Annotated in this window: 13 protein-coding genes; 6 read left to right on the top strand and 7 right to left on the bottom strand. The window is 69.8% G+C overall.

All coding sequences use genetic code 11. The annotated features are described in order from the left end of the window. Positions 1–119: 119 nt before the first annotated feature. The 3 genes from G361_RS0121185 to G361_RS0121175 are packed head-to-tail and all read right to left on the bottom strand — an operon-like array spanning position 120 to position 3,299. A complete protein-coding gene (locus G361_RS0121185) occupies positions 120–1,148 on the bottom strand; it encodes a TIGR03617 family F420-dependent LLM class oxidoreductase (protein ID WP_026343311.1) in 1,029 nt (342 codons plus the stop codon). Between the two features lie 53 nt (positions 1,149–1,201). Then, a complete protein-coding gene (locus G361_RS0121180) occupies positions 1,202–2,347 on the bottom strand; it encodes a hypothetical protein (RefSeq protein ID WP_019929113.1) in 1,146 nt (381 codons plus the stop codon). 22 nt (positions 2,348–2,369) lie between these two features. Continuing rightward, positions 2,370–3,299 (bottom strand): metal-dependent hydrolase, encoded by a 930-nt coding sequence (locus tag G361_RS0121175; protein WP_019929112.1) that lies wholly within the window; start codon positions 3,297–3,299, stop codon positions 2,370–2,372. A 167-nt stretch (positions 3,300–3,466) separates the two neighbouring features. Between G361_RS0121175 and G361_RS0121170 the strand changes: the two genes are divergently transcribed. Continuing rightward, positions 3,467–4,081 (top strand): TetR/AcrR family transcriptional regulator, encoded by a 615-nt coding sequence (locus tag G361_RS0121170; protein WP_019929111.1) that lies wholly within the window; start codon positions 3,467–3,469, stop codon positions 4,079–4,081. 16 nt (positions 4,082–4,097) lie between these two features. Here the strand turns inward: G361_RS0121170 and G361_RS0121165 are convergent, their stop codons facing one another. Further along, entirely contained in the window at positions 4,098–5,825 is a 1,728-nt protein-coding gene (locus tag G361_RS0121165; RefSeq protein WP_019929110.1) for a class I adenylate-forming enzyme family protein, read from the bottom strand. 158 nt (positions 5,826–5,983) lie between these two features. Beyond that, positions 5,984–6,586, bottom strand: a complete 603-nt coding sequence (locus tag G361_RS0121160) for a TetR/AcrR family transcriptional regulator (RefSeq protein WP_019929109.1) — start codon at positions 6,584–6,586, stop codon at positions 5,984–5,986. A gap of 136 nt (positions 6,587–6,722) precedes the next feature. Between G361_RS0121160 and G361_RS0121155 the strand changes: the two genes are divergently transcribed. Genes G361_RS0121155 through G361_RS0121135 form a run of 5 tightly spaced genes read left to right on the top strand, consistent with a single transcriptional unit; the run spans position 6,723 to position 12,129 of the window. Further along, on the top strand, positions 6,723–8,093 hold the full coding sequence (locus G361_RS0121155; RefSeq protein WP_019929108.1) for an NAD(P)/FAD-dependent oxidoreductase: 1,371 nt from the start codon (positions 6,723–6,725) through the stop codon (positions 8,091–8,093). Beyond that, on the top strand, positions 8,090–9,031 hold the full coding sequence (locus G361_RS0121150) for an alpha/beta fold hydrolase (RefSeq protein WP_019929107.1): 942 nt from the start codon (positions 8,090–8,092) through the stop codon (positions 9,029–9,031). Before G361_RS0121155 ends, G361_RS0121150 begins: the two co-directional genes overlap by 4 nt. After that, on the top strand, positions 9,028–9,816 hold the full coding sequence (locus G361_RS0121145; RefSeq protein WP_019929106.1) for an SDR family NAD(P)-dependent oxidoreductase: 789 nt from the start codon (positions 9,028–9,030) through the stop codon (positions 9,814–9,816). The genes G361_RS0121150 and G361_RS0121145 overlap by 4 nt, the downstream gene beginning before the upstream one ends. A gap of 2 nt (positions 9,817–9,818) precedes the next feature. Next, positions 9,819–10,886, top strand: coding sequence for an NAD(P)-dependent alcohol dehydrogenase (locus tag G361_RS0121140; protein WP_026343310.1), 1,068 nt, complete (start codon positions 9,819–9,821; stop codon positions 10,884–10,886). Between the two features lie 49 nt (positions 10,887–10,935). Continuing rightward, a complete protein-coding gene (locus G361_RS0121135) occupies positions 10,936–12,129 on the top strand; it encodes a fatty acid desaturase (RefSeq protein ID WP_019929104.1) in 1,194 nt (397 codons plus the stop codon). On the opposite strand, the gene G361_RS0121130 is transcribed toward G361_RS0121135, so the two are convergent. Both G361_RS0121130 and G361_RS44355 read right to left on the bottom strand, forming a co-directional pair. Further along, entirely contained in the window at positions 12,126–12,704 is a 579-nt protein-coding gene (locus tag G361_RS0121130; RefSeq protein WP_019929103.1) for an SMI1/KNR4 family protein, read from the bottom strand. The two genes, G361_RS0121135 and G361_RS0121130, sit on opposite strands and share 4 nt — an antisense overlap. 112 nt (positions 12,705–12,816) lie before the next feature. Continuing rightward, positions 12,817–14,421 (bottom strand): DEAD/DEAH box helicase, encoded by a 1,605-nt coding sequence (locus tag G361_RS44355; RefSeq protein WP_019929102.1) that lies wholly within the window; start codon positions 14,419–14,421, stop codon positions 12,817–12,819. Positions 14,422–14,718: the final 297 nt, after the last annotated feature.

Here is a 14,718-nt window from a genome sequence, read left to right as displayed (position 1 = left end):
TCCGGTCCATCCGGAATGTCGCGCCCGGGGCTCGCGACCTCGAATTCAGCCGCCGTTCGCCGTCCGGGCACCGGCATGCGCGCACCCGGCGGTGATCTCGCGGGCGCACGACCGCCGGATCAGGGCCCGGCCGGCGCCGGCACACGGCGCAGCGCCGCGACCAGATCGGCGATATCGGCGGGTTCGGCGGCGTAACCCGGGAAATAGCAGCACACCTCGTCGGCGTACCGGCCGAACCGGTCGCGGATCTGTTCGGCGCACTGTTCGGGTGTGCCGACGACGGCGATCGTCGCGACCATCTCCGGCGTGATCAACGCACGCATCTCGGGGTAGCGGCCGGCCTTCGACAGCGCGTTCAGCTCGGGCATCAGCGCGGCCCAGCCCTCCACCTCGAGGACCGGTGCGTAGGCGGGTGTCGAGCCGTAGAACGCGATCAACCGGCCCACGGCATCCACCGCCCGGGTCAGCTGCGGTTCGTCGCGGCCCACGGCGACCATCGCCTGCGCGATGATCGCGAATTCCGCCGCATCCCGGCCCGCGCGCCGCAGTCCCGCCTCGACCGCCGGGATCGTGCGTTCGGCGACATGGCGTTTCGAATGGAACGGCATGACCAGCAGGCCGTCGGCCACCTCCGCGGCGGTGCGGGTCATCACCGGTCCGAGCGCGCCGAGCAGCACCGGCGGCGGACCGTACGGGTTCGGCCCGGGATCGAAATTCGGCGGCATCAGGGTGTGGGTGAAGAATTCGCCGCGAAAGTTCAACGGTGCCTTACCTTCCCATGCCGCCAGGATGGCCTTGACGGCTCGCACCGTCTCGGCCATCCGCGCGGCGGGCCGGTCCCAGCGGGCGCCGTAGCGCCGCTCGATGTGCACCTTGATCTGCGAGCCCAGACCGAGCCGGAACCGGCCCCCGCTGTAACTCTGCAGATCCCAGGCGGCGTGGGCCAGATGCAGCGGACTGCGCGGACCGGCGATGGCGACATTGGTCATCAGGTCCACGTCCACCGTGCCCGCGGCCACGACCAGCGGGAAGAACGCGTCGTGCGGTCCCTCGAAGGTGAACAGCCCGTCCACGCCCAGCTCCGCGATCTCCCGTGCGTGCCGGGCGACCGCGTCCGGCGCTCCGTCTATCTGAAGATGCACCCTCACAATGGATTTCCTCGCTCGTATCGACTGTGACCGGCCCGGAACCGGCCGGACGGTCAACCGGTGACCGCCGCCGCCCCGGCCGGCTCCGGTACCGCGGTCCGTCGGCGCCGGAGGTCGAATACCGCTGCGCCGCACAGGATCGCGACGGCGAAGCAGACCACGGTGTACCAGGCGCTACCGGTCGGGCCGCCGTTGCGCGCCCAGCCGTGGGTGGTGTGCAGGAAGTCCGGCAACGCAGTCGCCCACAGCAGCAGCATGATTCCCAGATACACCACCCCGTACGCCCGCACGACGGGATTCGCGTAGATCGGTGCACCGTCGCCGCGGCGGAGCGCGAACCACTGCCGGATCAGGACGACGATCGCGACGGCGCTGAGCACGATCAGTTCGGCGGCGTAGAGCACACCCCGGACGGTGATGTCGTTCGCGCCGAAAACCGTGGCGGGCAACGGCAGTACGAAGGTGCCCAGCGCGCCCAGCACCCCGATCACGATCGTGCGCCACACCAATTGTCCTGCGGGCAGCCGTCTTCCGGCATCGACGTGGCGGCCGACGAAGTACTGCACGCACAGCGCCAGCGACATCGGCCACAGCGCCGCGAACACCACCACACTCGACAGCGGCACCGAATCGAACATGGGCCGATTCAGCGAATTACCGGTCGACCATTCCCACCAGCGCAACTGCGGTCCGAGCTGATCGAAGACCTCGTAATAGGCGTGATGGACGAAGCCCACGCACACGGCGCCCACCGGTACCCCGTAGCGGCGGAAAACGCCGAGCATGCGTACGGTTTCGAAGGCCAGCGTGGCCATGAACGGATAGATCGCCACGATGTACAGCGGCAGCCGCCCCCACAGGAAATCGACGGTGAACACGTTGTGCGCGAACATCGTGTCGACGTGGCCGCCGATCCCGAACGCGGCCGGGAAATACAGCGGCGGTTCGATGATGAACAGATAGGCGGTCGCGCCCAACCACAGCACGAGATTGGTGGGATCGCCGTGGCGGCGCAGGCGCTGGATCGCGTAGATCAACGTCAGTATCGCGCCGAGGATGACGCACACCTCGAGTACCGGCAGCGTCCAGTTCTGCAGGGCGAAGGGATTGCGGAATTCGACGAGGCCGCCCGCGGTCCGGCAGGAGAAGCCGAGTTCGGTGGCGAGCTGATCGAATGTGGGAGAACAGTGTTCGGACATCGTCTACCTTCTCTGCGCCGCGCTAGTGCCGGACCGGCTGATCGGCGGTGTACCACCGCGTGACGTCGTAACCCTCGTCGAACCGGCGGAACCACCGATCGGCGAGCGCGGGCAGGTTCTCGTGCCGGGGATCGTGGCCGGGCAGCTGGCTGCGGACGACCCCGGACAGCGCGACGAGCTGTTCCCGCACCGGCAGCGAATCGAAGGCCCGCGGCATCGTGCCCCGATCGGAGATCCGCAGCGCCGGCACGACGCGCCCGAGCCGTCGCCGGAACCGGTGGGTGGCGAACATCGACATCGCGTCGACCTGCCGGTCCGCGAGCGGCACATGCTCGTTGAAACCGCGGCAGGCGATCCGGATCGTCCGCATGACATGCCGGAAGATCGACGGCGCCATCCGCATCCGGTAGAGATCGCTGCCGACGACCGCGTCGAAGATGATCAACGCCGAACTGCGATGTTCGACCTCCTCGACGAAATGCCACAGGAAAAGCGACGCCACCCGGTCGTCGCCCAGCGCGAACAGGGTCGCGTCGTGATCGAGCATCAATTTGAACACCGGGGTGAAGGTCGCCTCCAGATCCGCGGTGTAGGCGAGCCGGTATTTCAGGGGCGTATTCGCGGTGAGGTCGTCGAATTCGCCGATCACCCGGTCCAGCGTTTCGCGCAGGCCCGGATACGAGCGGATGAGGCCCGCGACGTGCTGGCGGTGCGCGGTCGAATGCTGACCCTCCTGCCGCACGAACGCCTCGGCCTCCGCGGCGATCACCGGATCGGTGAACAGCGGCTTCGCCTCGCGGATCATCTGCACGATCATCTTCTCGAAGCCGATGGCCAGGAACGACACCGCATTGGCCATGGAGGAGAAGGCGGGATTCTCCTCGTTCCACAGGAACGGCACGTCGTAATCCGCGAAGGCGAAGCGCATCTTCCGGATCTGCAATTCGGTCACCTGCTGTACCTCCCTCGGCTCCGGCCCACGCCGCCACCGTTCGAGACGATCATACAGATGGACGTATGTTCGTATGATCGCTTTGCGGGAGTCGCTCGACCGTGCGCCGACCGGCGGCGATCCGGCCGTAAGATTCCTGCGGGACGTCGAGGGCGAGGAAGCGGGCAGTGGCACGACGACGGGGTTGGGGCGGAAGCCCGCCGGACAGCGACGAGGAGGCCTCCCGTCGCATCGTCGCCGCTGCCGTCGAACTGATCACGCGGACCGGCGCGGAGGTCAACATCGCCGAGGTGGCCGAATCGCTCGGTGTCATCCGGCAGACGGTGTACCGGTACTTTCCCAGTTCGGACGCTCTGATGCGGGCGGCCGCGCTCACCTCGGTGGACGAATTCCTCGACCGGCTGGCGGCGCGCGTCGCCGGGATCACCGATCCGGCCGAGGCGATGACCCAGGGCGTCGTGTACGCCCTCGACGAGGTGTCCCGCATCCCGCATCTCGGAATTCTGTTGTCCGGCAGCTATTCCAACCGCCGGCCGGAGGGTCTCACCTCCGGCGAGGCCCGCGCCTTCGGCATGACCATGATCCGGCGGTTCGACGTCGACTGGGAGAGCCACGGTTACGACGACGCGGCGCTGGCCGAACTCGTCGAATTCCTGCTGCGCATCATGCAGTCGTTCTTCCTCGCCCCCGGCGATCCGCCGCGCACCGACGCCGAACTCGAGCGCTATCTGCGCCGCTGGATGGGCACCGCGATTCTGGCCCAGGCCGGCTACACGGACTGATGGCCGGTCCACGCGGTCAGGATGCCGGATCGGCGGCGAGGTAGCGGGCCCGCAGTTCGCGTTTGAGCAGTTTGCCGGTGGCATTGCGCGGCAGGGGGCTCATATCGAAGACGATCTCGGCCGGGACCTTGTAGCCGGGCAGGCTGCGGCCGGCCAGTTCCCGGATGTCCTCGGCGGTGAGCGAGACGCCGGCGCGCAGCGTGACCGCGGCCACGACGCGCTCGCCGAGCCGCCGATCCGGTACGCCGAAGACGGCCACCTCCACGAATTCGTCGGTCGCGGCGAGGACGGATTCGACCTCGAGGCAGGAGATGTTCTCGCCCGCGGCGATGATGATGTCCTTGCTGCGATCCACGATGTAGACCAGGCCGTACCGGTCCAGACGGCCGATGTCGCCGGTGCGCAGCCAATCGTCGTGGAAGGCGCCGGCGTCCGCGGCCGGGCCGAGGTATCCGCGCGCGACCAGTCCGCCGCGCAGTTCCAGTTCGCCGACGGCGCCGGCCGGCAACGGATTTCCGGTCGCGTCCACCACCCGCACATCCATCGTCGGGCTCATCGGGCCCAGAGTGTCCGGAAATGCCGCCAGCAGAATGCCGTTCGCGGTGCACACGCTGCCGCCGGTCTCGGTCATGCCCCAGCCGACGCTGCGCTGGGCGGCGGGCAGCGTGTCCGCGATGCGCCGGGACACGTTCGGCGGGTTGGCCTGACCACCCGGCGCGAGATTCACCAGCGACGACAACCGTTGCGCGGCATCGGGTTCGGCGAGCAACTCGTCGACGGCCAGCGGCGGGCCGGCCACCAGCGTGAGCCGATATCTCTCGACGAGGCCCGCGGCGTGCGCCGGAACCCACCGGCTCATGGTGACGATCTGCCCGCCGGTGTTCATCGCGATGAGCAGTCCGGCCAGTCCGGAGACGTGGAACAGCGGGAACACCAGCAGCGGGGACATGGCGGGCGTGAACGACCGCAGGTCGTCGACCCCGATCCCGTACTGCCGGGACGCGAACCGAATGTTGCACTCGGACACGAACTTCATGTTCAGCACGACGTTGCCGATGTTGCGATGGGTCAGGGCAACACCTTTGGCCCGTCCCGAGGTACCGGAGGTGAACAGGATCAGGCAGGTGGCGTCGGCCGTCGCCGGATGCCGCGCCGCGGTATCGCCGGCCCGGTCGATCAGGTCGCCGAGGGCCGGAACATCCTCCGGCCCGGTCGAATTCGTGGTGATCAGGGTGGCGCCGGGGGCGACCTCGCGCAGGATCTCGAGGCGCCTGGGGTCGGCGACGACGACGGCGCTGGGCACATCGGCGGTCGCCGCGGCGATCTCGGCCGCGCTGCCCCGGCTGTTGTAGAGCACCGCCACCGCGCCGAGCCGGGCCGCCGCGAACAGGACGACCAGATACTCCGACCGGTTCGCCATCATGATGCCGACCCGGTCGCCGGGGCCGATCCGGTAGCGGTCGTACAGGGCCGTCGCCAGCCGCCGGGCGCGGTCGAGAATCTCGTGATACGTGGCGCTGCCGGACTCGTCGGTCACCAGAACGTGGTCCCGGAAACGGGTTTCGAGCTCCGCGACGGCCGCGTAGAAGTTCGGCGCGGCGTACCGGTAGCTGCGCACAGGGCCGCCGTCATTCGGGTCGACCACCACGGTCTCGAACGGGCCGCCCGCCGCGGTCAATTCGCGCTCGAACTCGCGATAACACGCCATGACCTCGGCGGGATCCGACAGATTGCTCTTCTGCATGCGATGTCCTTCGAAGGGAGCCCTGGCTGTCGGTCGCCGATATCGGCGGCGCTCCGCGCGCCACCGGCACTTCGGGACATGAGAGTGGACAGCTGTCTGGAACATAGCACGGGTGTATCCGGCGGACAACGGATTCGGGGGACCGCGGCCGGCCGGATTCAGCGGTGCGGGTCCGCCTGCAGGCCGGGCAACACGTAGCGCCGGATCTGGCGCAGCAGGTCCTCCTGGTCGTCGGGGTCGACGGTATCGCCGGGGACGGTGCCGAGGCTGATCAGCACGCGCGCCACCCATTCCGCGACCTCGGCCGGATCGTGCCCGGGATGGATCTCCCCGCGGGCGGCCGCGGCCGCCACGTAGGGCCGCCAGAAGTCCGCGAGTTCGGGGACCATCCCCGACACGCCCGCGCCGGCGCAGGCCGCGAACTCCTCGGGTTCGGTGCGGCGCAACCGCATCACCAGCGTGCCCGGATCGTCGAAGGCGCGCCGGCCGATGCGTACACCGGCCGCCAGTTGCCCGGCGAAGGTGTCGATGGCGTCCAGTTCGGCCCGCGCGTCGGCGGACATCCGGTCGGCCAGCCGCACGATGGCCGCGCCGAGCAGCGTCGGCTTGTCCGGGAAGTGCCGGTACAGCCAGGCGCGCGACACCCCGGCCTCCTCGGCCACCTCGCTGACGGTGGTGGCGCGAATTCCCTTGCGCGCCAGCAATGTCTGGGCGGCCGTCACCAGCCGGTCGGTCACCTCGGTGGCCGTTGCCTCGGTCATGCGCCTCGCTTCCGTGCCGGTGCGCCCACCCTCCGGCGCATTTTCGCGAAAACCTGTCGATGACCGACGGTATCTGCCATCCTGGCCCCAGTAGACAGATTTTCAAACCTGTCTACAGCGTGGAAAGGATCCATGGATGTATCAACCGCGCACCGCGGTGATCGGCGCCGGAATCAGTGGCCTGACCGCGAGCAAGATGCTCGCGGACTACGGTGTCCCGTACGTCTGCTTCGAGTCCTCCGACCGCGTGGGCGGTAACTGGGCGTTCGGCAATCCCAACGGGCACAGCAGCGCGTACCGATCGCTGCACATCGACACCTCGAAGCATCGGCTCTCGTTCCGCGACTTCCCGATGCCCGCGGACTATCCCGACTTCCCGCACCACACCCAGATCAAGCAGTACCTCGATTCCTATTGCGACGCTTTCGATCTCGGCGGCGCCATCGAATTCCGCAACGGTGTCACCGCCGCGCGCCGGCTGCCCGGAGGCGGCTGGGAGCTCGAGACCCAGCGCGGCGAGGTGCGGCACTTCGACCTGCTGGTGGTGGCCAACGGGCATCACTGGGATCCGCGATATCCCGAATTCCCGGGCGAATTCACCGGCGAGACGCTGCACGCGCACCACTACATCGATCCGGCCACTCCGTTGGACTTCCGGAACAAGCGCATCCTCGTGGTCGGCCTCGGCAACAGCGCCGCCGACATCGCGGTCGAACTGTCCTCGAAGGCGCTGGGCAACACCCTGACCCTGTCGACGCGCTCCGGGGCCTGGATCGTGCCGAAGTACATCGCGGGCCGGCCCGCGGACAAGTACTACCGCACCACGCCGTATCTGCCGCTGTCCTGGCAGCGCAAACTCGTGCAGTGGGGCCATCCCCTGACCTCCGGGCGACCGGAGAACTACGGCCTGCCCACCCCGAATCACAAACTCTTCGAGGCACATCCGACCCAGTCGGTCGAACTGCCGCTGCGGCTGGGGTCCGGGGACGTGATCCCGAAGCCGGACATCGCCCGTTTCGACGGCCGCACAGCGCATTTCACCGACGGCACCGGTGCCGACTTCGACATCGCCGTCTATGCAACGGGTTACAACATCACCTTCCCGTTCTTCGACCCGGACTTCATCAGCGCCCCGGACAACCGGATCGACCTCTACAAGCGAATGTTCCTGCCCGGCATCGACGATCTGGTGTTCGCCGGTTTCGCGCAGTCCACGCCGACCCTGTTCCCGTTCGTCGAATGTCAGGCGCGGCTCATCGGCGCGTACGCGGTCGGCCACTACCGGCTGCCGTCCGAGAACGAGATGCGCCGCGTCATCGTCGCCGATCAGCAGCGCTACACCGGGCACATGCTGGACCGGCCGCGGCACACCCAGCAGGTCGACTACTTCATCTACGAACACGATATGCGGACCCGCGAGATACCGACCGGCGCGCGCCGGGCCCGGGCCCAGGGCGCCCCGCGCTGGGCCGAGGTCGCCGCCACCGAGACGGGAGTCCGCCGATGACCGACGCAGACTATCGGCAACTGTCCTTCACCAGCCACGGAACCACCTGCGACGCCTGGTTCTTCGCGCCGGAGCCGCGGCCGGGCGGGGTGCCCGCCGTGGTGATGGCGCACGGTTTCGGCGGTACCAAGGATTCCGGGCTGGTTCCGTTCGCCCGTGCCCTGCGGGAGGCGGGCCTGGCGGCCCTCGCCTTCGACTACCGCGGCTTCGGCGCCTCGGAAGGTGAACCACGGCAGCGTGTTTCGGTCGCCGGCCAGATCGACGACTATCGCGCGGCCGTCGCCACGGCCGCCCGGCAGCCCGGCGTCGATCCCGGCCGGATCGTGCTGTGGGGTATCTCGATGGGGGCCGGGCACGTGCTGTCCATCGCCGCCGAGCGCAGCGACATCCGTGCCGTCGTCGCGCTGGTGCCGCTGGTCAGCGGTCCGGCCGCGGGCCGGGTCGCGTTGGCGCAGAACGGATCCGCCGCACTGGCCCGCTCCGCGGTGACCGCGGCGCGCAGTGGGTTCGCGGGCCGGTTCGGCGGCCGTCCGACGATGATCCCGCTGGTCGGCCGGCCCGGTTCCGATGCGGCGCTCACCGCGCCGGGCTACTACGAGGACTATCTCGCGCTGGCCGGCCCCACCTGGCGCAACGAGGTCGACGCCGCGGTCGGGCTGGAACTGGGCGGTTTCCGCGCCGATCGGCACGCCGATCGCATCCAGGCGCCGGTGCTGATGCAGATCGCCGACTTCGACCGGGCCGCGCCGCCGCACGCCGCCGCACAGGCCGGATTCAAGGCGCGGGCCGAGGTGCGGCACTATCCGTGCGACCACTTCGGCCTGTTCGCGGGCAATCCGTATTTCGAATCCGCGATGCGCCACCAGATCCGGTTCCTGCGCAGACATGTCGTCGAGCCGCCGGTGGCGGCGGTGGGGACCACGGAGGGAACGAAATGAGTACGGACGAACCCACCGCGGTCGTGGTCGGCGGGGCCTCGGGCATCGGCCTGGCGACGGTGCGGGCGCTGCTGGCCGAGGACTACCGGGTCGTGCTGGCCGACGTGAATGTCGAAGGCGCGCAACGCATCGCGGCCGAACTCGGCGACCGGGTCACCGCGGCGGTCCTGGACGTCACCGACGAGGCCTCCGTGGCAGCCGTTTTCGAGGCGGCCGCCGGTGCGCGGACGGTGGTCAACTGCGCCGGACTGTCGCTGCCCGGCCCGATCGTCGATCTGGACCTGTCGAATTGGCGTACCACCGTGGACGTCTGCCTGACCGGCACGTTCCTGGTGCTCAAACATGCGGGGCGGCACGTCGCCGACGGTGCGAGCATCGTCTGCATCGCCTCGCTCAACGGCCGCCAGCCCGGCACCGGACTGGCCGGATACTGCGCCGCGAAGGCGGGTGTGCTCATGCTGGTCGAGGTGGCCGCGCTGGAACTGGCCGAACGCGGCATCCGGGTCAACGCCATCTCACCCGGCCTGGTGGACACGCCGCTGGTGGCCGGGATCTCGCTGGTCCCGGGCCTGACCGAGGAATACCTCGAGAACACCCCGCTCGGCCGCAGCGGGCGGGCCGAGGAGATCGCCGACGCCGTGGTCTATCTGTCCTCGCCGCGGGCCGGGTGGATGACCGGATCGACGCTGGACCTGAACGGCGGCGCGCATCTGCGCCGCTATCCGGACGTACTGGCCCGCGTGCGTGCGATGGCCGAACCGGCCGAGGGAGTAGATATTTCGTGACGATGCGCGCGTTGCAACTGGTCGGCCCCGGAACCCTGGAGATCCGGGAGGTGCCGGTGCCGGAGATCGGCCCCGGCGACCTGCTGTTGCGGGTGGGGGCGGTGGGCATCTGCCATTCGGATTCGTACGTGCTGAGTCTCCCGTTCCAGTTGCGGGCGGAGCCGCTGACCATGGGCCACGAGATCGCCGGCACCGTCGAGGCGGTCGGCGCCGAGGTCACCGGCCGCAGCGCGGGCGAGCGCGGTCTGGTCTACCTGTGCTGGTCCTGTGGCGAATGCCGGGAATGCCTGCGCGGCAACGAGAATGTCTGCCTGGCCGCCGGCCGGGTCGCGATGCCGCCCTGTCCGGGCCTGGGGCCCGACGGCGGGATGGCGGAATACGTTCGGATTCCGGCGAATTCGTTCGTGCCGATCGACGATCTGGATTTCGTGGCCGCGGCGCCGCTCGCCGATGCCGCGATGACCCCGTACCACGCCGTCGCGGGCACCCTGGATCAGCTGTGGCCGGGCGCGACGGCGGTCGCCATCGGGATCGGCGGACTCGGCCATGTCGCCGTGCAGATCCTGAAGGCGGTGGCCGATATTCGGGTGATCGCGGTCGACATCGCTTCGGGCAAGCTGGAACTCGCCGCGCAGTGCGGCGCCGACCTCGGTCTGCCGGCCGGTCCGGACACCGCCGCCCGGATCCTGGAACTCACCGGCGGCCGCGGCGCGGAGGCGGTCTTCGATTTCGTCGGCACCGACGCCACCGCGCGCCTGGCCGTCGAATCGGTCGCGCCGAACGGCGCCTACCGCATCGTCGGCCTGGGTGGCGGCGCCGTCCCGCTCGACGCCGGTCCCGCGGGCGGTCCGGGCCTGCCGTGGGGCGCCACCGTCCGCAAGTCCTACGGCGGTACCCGATCGGATCTGCTGGCGTCGGTGGCCCTGGCTCGAGCGGGCCGGATCCGGGTGGAAACGGAACAGTTTCCCCTGGAAGCGGGCCCCGAGGCGTTCGAGCGGCTGGATCGCGGAGACATCCGCGGGCGCGCGGTACTGCTACCCTGGCGAGCGGATGTCGGCGGGCTGTTGTGAGGCACCGGGCCGGTTCTCTGTCACATCGAACCACCGTGGGAAGGAACGCATGGCCATCGCCGAGGTCGCGGCATACGCACGTCTCAGTGACGCCGAGATCGCCGCGCTCGGCAGCGAGCTCGATGCGATCCGCAGTGACGTCCTGGACGCCCGGGGCGCACGGGACGCGGTCTACATCCGCCGGACGATCGCCTTCCAGCGCACCCTCGATGTGGCGGCCCGGCTGCTGATCGCGGTCGGCCGCGGCCGGCTCGGCTGGACGGTGGGCACCGCCGGGCTCGCGGTCGCGAAGATCGTCGAGAACATGGAGATCGGCCACAACGTCTGCCACGGCCAGTGGGATTGGATGAACGATCCCGAAATCCATTCCAGCACTTGGGAATGGGATATGGCCGCGCTGTCGTCGCAGTGGCGGTACGCGCACAACTACCGGCACCACGTGTACACGAACGTGCTGGGCATGGACGACGACATCGGCTTCGGCGTGATGCGGATGTCGCGGGACCAGCAATGGCGGCCGTACATGGCACTGCAGCCGTTGCAGAATCTGCTGCTGGCCTTGACCTTCGAGTGGGGGATAGCGCTGCACGGGCTCTATGCCGAATTCGAGCGCGGCGGCCCGGCCGGCCGGGCCGCGCACACGAAGGCCTTCCTCGGCAAGGCGGTTCGCCAAATCGGCAAGGACTACGTGCTGTTCCCGGCGGTGAGCGGCCCGCGCTGGCGGCGCACCCTCACCGCGACCGCCACGGCCAACATCGTGCGCAACGTCTGGGCCCACATGGTGATCTTCTGCGGTCATTTCCCCGACGGCGCAGAGAAATTCAAGCCCGGCGTGGTCGAGCAGGAGACCGGGCACGAGTGGTACCTGCGGCAGTTGCTGGGCAGCGCGAACTTCACCGCGGGGCCGGTGCTGGCGTTCCTCAGCGGCAATCTGTGTTATCAGATCGAGCACCATCTGTTCCCGGAGCTGCCCAGCAACCGCTATGCCGGTGTGGCCGTGCGGGTCCGGGAACTGTGCGAGAAGTACGACCTGCCGTATACCAGCGGTTCGCTGCCGCGCCAGTACTTCCTGGCGATGCGCACCCTGCACAAACTGGCCGTGCCCAACCGCTGGTTGCGCGCGACCTGCGACGACGCCCCGGAGACCGCCTCCGAACTTCGCGTGACCGCGCCGTCGGAGCGGAAACCGTTGCGGCGGAACGGGTTACGTACCGCGTTGCGCCGGGTGCGGACGCGGGCCTAATTTTCGCGGGCCTGCTTCCACAGGTCCGCGATCAGTACCCCGAAACCGGCGTAGCGGTACGGGTCCTCACCGTCGCCGGGCCACCACTCGTAGGCGGTCCACTCGCCGTCGTCGGCGACCTCGGCGGCGTGCAGGAAGAGGTACTGGCCGGCGCCGCCGTCGTCCATCGACACCACCAGGGATCGTTCGAGCACGCTGCCGTACTCGTCGAGCAATTCCGTTCCCTCCCAGGCTCGGATCAGCTCGGGCTCCACGTCGGGGAACCAGCCGACCTCGGCGATCGGGAGCAGGTCGACGGCATAGGAGATGGTGTTCCAGCCGTTGCTGGTCAGCAGGAAGTTCCGGTAGGCGGGGGGAAGCCGGACCCCGAGGCGCTGCTCGGCGGCGGCGATGTCGTCCGCGCTCGCCGGTTCGAATCCCAGCCAGCCCGCGGATCTCTGTGCGGCGCTGAGGAATTGGTCCGCCCGCCCGTCGGCCGCCATGCGCCGCATGAACGGCGAATCGGGAAATTCGGTGCTGTAGGCCCGGAGGAATCCGTGCCATTCGTCAGCGGTCGACGGGGGGACGATGTTCATGCCCGAGCTCCTCATGGCGGCGTATTACGAACGCGCACACCGTAACCCGGGGGACGGGAACCTGCCTGCCGACCCGGGCTCCCGGTGCCGGCAGGCAGGCTGCCCGGCTGTGCTAGCGGCCGCGTGCCTTGGCGGCGCTGCGCGAGAATCCCGCGCGGCCACCGGTACTGCCCGCGGGGACGACACCGCCGCCGTGCCCGCGAGTGCCGCGCCGGCCGGTGGCGGCGCTGCCCTCGGCGCGCTGCTGACCCGCGGCGCCGGTACGCCGCCCCGGGGCGGAACCGCCGCCCTCGATCCGCCGCGTGCCGGTGTCCTCGGTATGCCGCCGACCGGCGGAACCGCCGCCCTCGGCACGGCGCTGACCGGTGTTCTCGGTGCGCCGCCGGCCGGTGGGAGCGTCGCCCTCGGACCGGCGACGGGAACCGTTCGATCGGTTACCCGCGTTACCGGCGCGCGTACCGCCGTTCTGTCCGTTCTGCTTGGCGCGGGCCGGACGCTGGGCCGGGGCCGGCTCCGCCGCGGCGGCCGGCGCGACGGCGACGAGCGGGGCGACCTCGCCCACGAGGCGCGTCACCACCGGCGAATCGGCCGGAACCCGTTGGGGCGCGGCATCGATCCCGGCCTTGCGCAGCAACGCCGTGACATCGCCGCGCTCGGCGGGCAGCATCAGCGTGACGACGTCGCCGGTGCCGCCGGCGCGCGCGGTGCGGCCCGAACGGTGCAGGTACGCCTTGTGTTCCGCGGGCGGGTCGACGTGCACGACCAGTTCGACGTTCTCCACATGCACGCCGCGGGCCGCGACGTCGGTGGCCACCAGCACCCGCGCGGTACCCGCGGCGAACATCGCCAGGTTCCGGTCGCGCGCGTTCTGGGCGAGGTTGCCGTGCAGATCCACGGCCGGAATACCCGCCGCGGTCAACTGCTTCGCCAGCTTGCGGGCCTGATGTTTGGTGCGGGTGAACAGGATTCGGCGGCCGGAGCCGGACGCGAGGCGATGCACCAGCACCTTCTTGGTGGTGGCGTCGGCCGTCTCGAGGACGTGGTGGGTCATGGTGGCGACCGGCACATCCGCCTCGCCCGCCGAATGCCGGACCGCATTCGGCAGGAACCGGGTGACCAGCCGGTTGACGCTCTTGTCCAGCGTTGCCGAGAACAGCAGGCGCTGACCGCCCGCCGGGGTGGCCGTCAGGATCCGGGTGACGGCGGGCAGGAAGCCGAGGTCGGCCATGTGGTCGGCCTCGTCGATCACGGTGATCGCGACCGAGTCCAGCGACACCAGCCGCTGCCCGATGAGATCCTCGAGCCGGCCCGGGCAGGCGACGACGATGTCGACGCCGCGCCGCAGCGCGCGCACCTGCCGCTGCTGCGGCACCCCGCCGAAGACGGTGGCGACGGTCATCCCGAACTCGGCGGCCAGCGGCTCCATCGCGGTGGCGATCTGGACGGCCAGTTCGCGGGTCGGGGCCAGGACGAGTCCGGCCGGTCGGTTCGGTGCGGCCCGTTCGGCCTCGGCGAGGCGGTCGATCATCGGGATGGCGAAGGCGAGCGTCTTACCGCTGCCGGTGCGGCCGCGGCCGAGCAGGTCCCGGCCGGCCAGCGAATCGGGCAGGGTGTCGGCTTGGATCGGGAACGGAGCGGTGATACCCGTGCGTTCGAGGGCTCGGACCAGGGGTGCGCGAACGCCGAGCACGGCGAACGACGGGGAATCGGAATACATGTCTGTGGGTAGTGCCTTTCGGGCATCGGGTGGTGCCACCGCCGGCCGCGGACGCGGGCCCGCGCCGGGGGCACGAGAGGGCGAGATTGCCGGAGGGCAAAATCGATCGCCGTAGGAAGCGCGCTGCAGTGACAGCTCAGCGAACCATCGTGTTACGCGTAGCTTACCTCACCGGGCCCGCACGACCCGTGCGACCCCCGACTCGGCCAGGTCACCGGGCCGCGCATCCTCGGTGCCGAGCGGATCGGACCGGCGGCCGGCCGATCCGCCGGGTGGCGCACATCACATCCGGGCGTG

Source organism: Nocardia sp. BMG111209, assembly GCF_000381925.1.
GTDB lineage: Bacteria > Actinomycetota > Actinomycetes > Mycobacteriales > Mycobacteriaceae > Nocardia.
The sequence above is the reverse complement of the archived record's forward strand: the minus strand, read 5'-3'. Positions and strand labels throughout refer to the sequence as shown.